This window comes from uncultured Clostridium sp. (genome assembly GCF_934754915.1).
Taxonomy (GTDB): Bacteria; Bacillota; Clostridia; order Clostridiales; family Clostridiaceae; genus Clostridium.
Window position 1 is genome coordinate 1 of sequence record NZ_CAKVKB010000157.1, and the last position, 6,659, is coordinate 6,659.

The 6,659-nt window shown below is 27.9% G+C and carries 8 protein-coding genes; 3 read left to right on the top strand and 5 right to left on the bottom strand.

Annotated elements, in window-relative coordinates; translation table 11 throughout:
- Positions 1 to 92 precede the first annotated feature (92 nt).
- Together Q0F58_RS19700 and Q0F58_RS16145 are read right to left on the bottom strand one after the other, a co-directional pair.
- Positions 93 to 185: a helix-turn-helix transcriptional regulator gene (locus Q0F58_RS19700; RefSeq protein WP_367118203.1), complete on the bottom strand. Its 93-nt coding sequence runs from the start codon at positions 183 to 185 to the stop codon at positions 93 to 95.
- A 204-nt stretch (positions 186 to 389) separates the two neighbouring features.
- A complete protein-coding gene (locus Q0F58_RS16145) occupies positions 390 to 1,553 on the bottom strand; it encodes a MerR family transcriptional regulator (RefSeq protein WP_294378847.1) in 1,164 nt (387 codons plus the stop codon).
- 141 nt (positions 1,554 to 1,694) lie between these two features.
- On the opposite strand from Q0F58_RS16145, the gene Q0F58_RS16150 reads away from it, so the two are divergent.
- Positions 1,695 to 2,669, top strand: a complete 975-nt coding sequence (locus tag Q0F58_RS16150; RefSeq protein ID WP_294378848.1) for a hypothetical protein — start codon at positions 1,695 to 1,697, stop codon at positions 2,667 to 2,669.
- Positions 2,670 to 2,886: 217 nt separating this feature from the next.
- Here the strand turns inward: Q0F58_RS16150 and Q0F58_RS16155 are convergent, their stop codons facing one another.
- Together Q0F58_RS16155 and Q0F58_RS16160 are read right to left on the bottom strand one after the other, a co-directional pair.
- Positions 2,887 to 4,062: a DegT/DnrJ/EryC1/StrS aminotransferase family protein gene (locus tag Q0F58_RS16155; protein ID WP_294378849.1), complete on the bottom strand. Its 1,176-nt coding sequence runs from the start codon at positions 4,060 to 4,062 to the stop codon at positions 2,887 to 2,889.
- A gap of 365 nt (positions 4,063 to 4,427) precedes the next feature.
- Positions 4,428 to 4,862, bottom strand: coding sequence for a MarR family winged helix-turn-helix transcriptional regulator (locus Q0F58_RS16160; RefSeq protein WP_294378851.1), 435 nt, complete (start codon positions 4,860 to 4,862; stop codon positions 4,428 to 4,430).
- A 219-nt stretch (positions 4,863 to 5,081) separates the two neighbouring features.
- Between Q0F58_RS16160 and Q0F58_RS16165 the strand changes: the two genes are divergently transcribed.
- Together Q0F58_RS16165 and Q0F58_RS16170 are read left to right on the top strand one after the other, a co-directional pair.
- Complete coding sequence (locus Q0F58_RS16165) at positions 5,082 to 5,540, top strand: DUF2798 domain-containing protein (protein WP_294378853.1); 459 nt, start codon at positions 5,082 to 5,084, stop codon at positions 5,538 to 5,540.
- 245 nt (positions 5,541 to 5,785) lie between these two features.
- Complete coding sequence (locus tag Q0F58_RS16170) at positions 5,786 to 6,274, top strand: CYTH domain-containing protein (RefSeq protein WP_294378855.1); 489 nt, start codon at positions 5,786 to 5,788, stop codon at positions 6,272 to 6,274.
- A gap of 172 nt (positions 6,275 to 6,446) precedes the next feature.
- Here the strand turns inward: Q0F58_RS16170 and Q0F58_RS16175 are convergent.
- Positions 6,447 to 6,659: IS3 family transposase (locus Q0F58_RS16175; protein ID WP_294378857.1), on the bottom strand; the 213-nt coding region annotated here is incomplete at its 5' end.

Genomic DNA, 6,659 nt, shown 5'->3' on the forward strand with positions numbered 1-6,659 from the left:
TTTAAGGTAATTATATCTTATTAAGTCAATTTCATGCATTATTAAATGATCATTTATTTACATTTTTATCTTATCATCTATACTATTATAACTCAAACACCCCGCTCCCATTTTGCATAAGATTGACGAGAAATACCAATGACATCAGCAACTTGCTCCTGTGTCATTTTCCGAATGTTTCTTATATAGTACTAAATTTTCTGCAAACATATTATTTCACCTCTTAATAAATATTTTTCTATATACATTATTATATCTTTAACCCATTTGCAATTCCACCAACCAAACCTGCCATTCTATCAGCCTTTATGTTAAGTTTAACTGCATTCATATTTTGCACCTATAAAATCTATTTATTTTCTTACTTAACAACAGTAAAAGTTATGATATTATTTTTTTTCACATATGAACATGCAAGTTTTTGCATTTATTAAAATATCTCCATTTCTGCTTATATAATTTTTTATATAATTTCTAAAGTCTGATTTCTTTTGTCCAACAAGAACTCTGCTTCCCTGTATTGTAGATGCTTTATAAGATACAATCGGTTGGGGGTCATTTATTACTATTTTTCCATCAAGTATCTTCACCTTTATATTATCAAAATATTTTTCCAACATTTCTTTACCATTTTCAAGTTCAAATCTTGTTGAATATCCATTACTGTTAAGTCCACTTTCAGAATCAAACTGCTCAACAATATTATTAAGCTCTAACATATAATCTTTTGAATTAGCAGTAACATAAAAAATCCCCCCTGGCATAAGAACTCTTCTTATTTCTCTTAAAGCCTTATCCATATCTGGAACAAAATAAAGCATATGCTTAGCTATAATTACATTAAATGTATTATCAGCAAAAGGAATCTTTTCTGCATTTATCTGACTGAATTCAAAATCACCATCTAAAGATTCCAGATTCTTTTCTGCTGCTTTCACTATATTTTTTGAAAAATCAGATACACACACCTTGAGATTCTTATTTATTTTACCCTCATTAACTCTCCAAAATCTTCCTGTTCCACATCCTAATTCAAGAACCTTTCCTTCCTTTGGAAAAATCATATTATCAAAACACCACTTATCCCAGTCAACATTATTTACATTATAACTATGGATGCTCCTTCTAAGATTAAGATTCTTTTCAGTCTTATACTGTTCTTTAACTGAATTCTCCATATTTGTTATCTTAATAATGTCTATAAGATTATTTACATTTAGGATTCCTTTCTCTTTTGCAGAACTCTCAGCTTTATTAAATACATTTATTACTTCTTCAATATGTTTTTTCTTTTCTTCCAATGCTCTTTTCTGTATTGAAATCATGCTTTCAAGATTTTCTCCCTGTTCACTTAGTATATCTTTAATTTCACTAAGAGACAGACCTATAAATTTAAGGGTTGTAATCTGCTGAAGCTTAAGAAAATCATCTTCACAATAAAGCCTATAGCCACTCTCAGTCTTTGATGATGGATTTAAAAGTCCGATTTTTTCATAATGAAGCAGTGTCTTTACTGTAACTCCTGATCTTTTGGCAAATTCTCCAATTTTCAATATACTTCCTCCCAGCTTCATGATATATTCATTTATATTATTCTCCATACCTCTGCTTGCGTCAATAGTAAAAAATTTCATTGACTTAATTTATATAAAATGAAATAATATTGTATAAATATTACTTTATGGGGTGGACTTATGAAAAGAGGTTTTTTAAAAGTTATATGCATAACAATTTCTGTTATATGTATTTTAAGCGGATGTTCAAAAACATCTAATAAAGACGATACCAATAATACTTCTCAAACTTCGGAGGTTTCTTCTGAAGATTCAAATCTTCTTCTTTTTGACTGTACCAAACTTATAAAAGCACAAAAAGAAGATGTAGACAAGCTACTTGGTATAACAGGAATAAAAAAAGATAATGAACCATACATATATACTTATGGAAATGATAGTGCAATATTTGATAATAACGGCTATTGTATAAATTTATGTCTTGATGTTTCAGACAATGGATATAAAATGTCTGAGGAAGAAGATGTTTTAAAAAAATATGGAATAGATCTTACTGACAGTTATTATAAAAGTGACTCTGAATCTAAAAAACACTATACAAAATTGAAAAACTTTCAGGAATTAGATGTAATCTTTGATAAATCTTCTGATAAAATACTTAATATAGTTTTTTATCCTGAAGGGCTTACTAAATTAAACAATTTTGTAACCAGCGAAAAAGCAAAAAACACTGATACAGATAAAGATTCTGAAAAAAACAATAAAGAAGATGAATCTTCTAAAATCCGTTCTGAAAGAAAAGATGCTGGTGTAGTATATGATTCTAATAGAAGTGAATTGTACAATGACTATCGTTATGAAGTTGCAAATATAAATGTACGTGGAGATGCTCTTGTAAACAGCCAGGATGTATCAATCGCCAATAATACTTATAAAAAATATAATGATATAATAAACAGATTATGGGGAAGTTTAAAATCACAGCTGCCTCAAAGTGAATTTGATTCACTTTACAAAGAGCAGAAGGAATGGCTTGATGAGAAAATGACTAAATACCCTACATGTGACAATCCTGATGGAACTTTTGATGATAAAATAGGCGCAATACAAATGACTGATGAACGAATTACTGCATTATTAAATTATTTAAAATAAAATTTACTTAATATTAAAAGCAGATAGCCTTAACATAATATGCTCCCTTTATAGTAGACAGTTAAAATAATAAAACTGTCATTACTATAGAGAGAGCATATCAATTTATTATACTATCATATAAAAAACAGTCTGAAACCTGATAATTTCAAACTGTTTTCATAAAATTCACTGTATTTTTTCTATAATATTTTCTTAATATAAATACTATATATTTTTATAATATTTCCTTAATTACCTTAACAACTTCTTCAGCAACATAAGCAGCATCTTCTAAAGATAACTTGCTGTATACTGGAAGTGTAATTTCATTTTCATATTGTGCATAAGCATTAGGATAATCCTTTATATCATATCCTAAATTTTTATATAATGTAAGCATTGGAAGAGGTTTATAGTGTACATTAGTTGCAATTCCTTTTTCAGCTAACATTTGAATAGCTTTGTTTCTCTTTTCTTCATTAAATCCTTTTACTCTATAAAGATATAAATGGTAAGAAGTTTCAGTTCCATTATCATCTTTAGTAAATGGTATTATTGAAAAATCTTCTTTTCCTAATATATCGCTATATGTTTTAAATATTGCTCTTCTCTTTTCAAGCATTCCTTCATATCTTGTAAGCTGTACATTTCCTATAGCAGCTCCTATGTCTGTAAGGTTACATTTAAGACCATCATTTATTATATCATATTCCCATGCTCCAGCTTTTAATTTGCTCAAAGCATCTTTTGATTGTCCATGCATTGCTGTAAATCTCATATATTTTTGAAGATCTTCATGTCCTCTGAAATTATTATCATTGAATGTTACAGCTCCACCTTCTGCAGTTGTAAGATTCTTTACTGCATGGAATGAAAAAGAGTGGAAATCACATTGTGACCCTACTGGTTCACCCTTATATTTTGCACCAAATGAATGAGCTGAATCACAAAGAATCATGATGTCTTCTCTTCCCATATCCTTTAAGACTTTCTTTAGTGCATCATAATCAAAAGGAACTCCTGCAATATCAACAGGCATTATTACTTTTGTTCTTGGTGTTATCTTCTCTGCAACTTTGTCTATATCCATTTCAAATGTATCTTTTTTTACATCTACATATACAGGCTTTGCACCTCTGTGAATTCCAACACTTGATGTTGCTGTGTATGTATATGGAGTTGTTATTATTTCATCGCCTGCTTTTATATCAAAAACTTTTAATACTACTTCCATAGCTGATGTTGCACTATTCAATGCAAGAGCTTTGTTTACTTTGCAGTATTCTTCTATTCCTTTTTCAAATTTTTCAAGCTGTGGACCTGATGTTATCCACCCACTTCTTAATACTTCACTTACTGCCTGTATTTCTTCTTCTGTTATATCTGGTGGTGAAAAAGGTATCTTTTTCATTATTTTCATCCTCTCTTCATTAATTTTAATAAAATAAATTTTATATAATTATTCTTTTCATCTACATAATTATTATAAATCCCCCCCTAAGGTAGGAGTCAATATAAATTTTAAAAATATATTTCAATTGACAATAAATAGTGAAATCTCTGCAAAATTTCTTTGATTATTTTATAGTTTTACTATTTCTAAATATATAATGTAGATTTGCATATTATATCTCAATTTTAGTTATTCAAATCTAAGTATGCAATAACTAATTTAGTTAAAATTTAAATTTTAACTGATATGACAATTAAAAAATCATATAAAAATAAATTATAATATTTTTGTCAACCAAACTTACTTTAAGTGAAATATTATTTTTAATCTATCCACTCTTTTTTTAATAATAACTTCATGATTTCAACTGCTGATTCTCCAATTTTATTTCCTATTTTCCTTTCAAGATCATTTTTTATTTTAAGCATTTCATCATTACACTCAATCCCTTTGTCTGTAAGGCATATAATCTTTTCTTTACTGTTTCCCTCCTTGCTTTTTGCATATAAATATCCTCTTTCTATAAGATTCTGTACACATTTATGGGTTGCCTGTCTGGATATATTAAGATTCCTTGACAATTCTGCTACAGTAGTTGGTTCCATAGCAAGCATTCCAAATATATGGCTTTCTGTATGATTTATTTTTTCAACATTATTCTCATTCCATATCCTATTTACTCTATTTCTGAGTTCCAAATGCATTTCACTTACAAGATCTATAAGATTCATATTTTCAAAGTACTTTCTGTTTTTCATAACTGTTTTCCCCTAACATATACTTTAATGCATGAAATAATAGCTATTGTGCATTGTAATTATTTTCTTTAGCTATATATTTAAATTTGTAATGTATAATATTTAATTTCAGTATAAAATATCATGCTCACGTAGTCAACTTGGTTGACTATATATTATTGACATGTTAAAATACATTGTAAACCAAATTGATAATAAAGCAGAAAAGGAGTAGATAAAATGGGACAAAATAAAAAAGAAAGATTTGTTTTCACACTTATGATGTGTGCCTGCATGGTATTAGGAATGACAGTATACAATATGATTTTAGTTAAAGGATTTTCATCTGAAATTTTTTCAGAACTGCTATATGATTACTGGCCAGGATTTTTTGTTGCTTTATTTTTAGATGTATTTGTTGTAGGAAAAATAGCTAAATATATTGCTGGAAAACTTGTAAATGAAAATGATCCAATGATTAAAAAAATTCTTCTTATTTCATTTTTCATGGTATGTGGCATGGTATTATGTATGTCATTTTATGGAGTAATTATTAATATAGGATTTTCACCAATGCTTCCATATGCTTATTTAAATGGAATATGGAAAAACTTTATAGTAGCTCTTCCATTAAACTTATTGGTTGTTTCTCCATTAGTACGAGCTGTTTTTATAAAAATTTATCCTCAAACAAACTAAATAAAAAAATGCTTAAAACTTATAATGCAATCTACATATTATGATAACATTTTCTTTAAATTTATTTTATAATATATATATCAATTGACAGTGTACAATGGACAATTGACAATAAATTATGATGAAATCTTTTCAAGATTTCTTTAATTCTTATATTGTTTTGGATGTATCAACACTATTTATTTATAAATTTAGTCTGTATCTAAAACATTTATTAATATTTTTATAGAGAGGCTGACATACATATGGAAATTGAAAGAAAATGGTTATTTAAATCAATTGCAGCACCTGATGGAACTACAATACTTGGAGAATATTTTTATAAACAGGCATATATAAGTACAGATCCAGAAGTCCGAATAAGAGCAAGACGTGAAGCTGGAGACGATAATTTCACTTATGCTTTATGTATAAAAAGCAAAGGAACTATAGAAAGAATTGAAGTGCAGAAAGAACTTACAGAAAAAGAATTCAATGAACTTATGATTGTTGGAAATATAAAAGAAGAGGATTTTATTTCTAAACATTTTTATAGATATGTAGTAAATAGACATGAACTTACTCTTGGCGCTGCTGATATTGGCAGGCCTACTGAATTTTTTTATGGAGAAATAGAATTTAATTCTGTAGAAGAAGCTGAGAGTTTCAATCCGCCTGAATGGTTTGGACAAGAAGTAACTGATAATCCTGATTATAGAATGTCAAACTTCTGGAAACGTACTCGAAACAGATAAAATTCATAATATAAATATTTATTATGTACTATGAAGGATAAAATGGGTGTTTAAAAAACTTTGTGTAAACTTCTTTTTGACCTGTTCTATTACTAAAGAAATCTGAATCTAATATCAATGTCAACACCAGATGGATTTATATCAATATAGTAGACAGAAAAAATCGAAATTTTTATGCTATATTCCTTGTTAACGCTTCGCATTGATCTGAGGTCATATAATTTATAGCAGAATTCAGCCTTTTTCTGTTATACCATCCTTCTATATAATTAAATATAGCTAATTTAGCTTCATTGAAGTCTTTATATGTTTTAGTATATACTTCTTCCTTTTTTAAACTAGCATGAAATGATTCTATACAAGCATTATCATAGGGACAGCCTTT